The 257-nt window shown below is 44.0% G+C and carries 1 protein-coding gene; it reads left to right on the plus strand.

Annotated features, from left to right (window positions below; all coding sequences use genetic code 11):
* Window positions 1–18: 18 nt before the first annotated feature.
* The coding region (locus PSSD_RS28335) for a hypothetical protein (RefSeq protein WP_439654621.1) at window positions 19–257 on the plus strand (239 nt) is incomplete at its 3' end.

A 257-nucleotide genomic window follows, 5' to 3' on the forward strand; every position in this document is an offset into this window, starting at 1 on the left:
TAGTTCTATTGAATGGTAATGACAATGCCTCGTGACTATGAAATCAAGATGGCTTTCAGGCAGGCGCTTAAACGTGATGTAGAGGGCCGTTTAACAATAAGTACAGTCGACTTTGTTGCAGTGCTTAAACGTTACAAATGGGAGTATTCCCTGAGTGAAGCAAATAAGTGGATTGAAACCAACACAACGACGTTCCGCGACATTTCCCCTAGAAACGGTGAAGAGCGCGTGTTTCAGGTTTTCAATCCCAATGGTGG

Source organism: Type-D symbiont of Plautia stali, from assembly GCF_001485335.1.
Classification (GTDB): Bacteria; Pseudomonadota; Gammaproteobacteria; order Enterobacterales; family Enterobacteriaceae; genus Pantoea; species Pantoea vagans_C.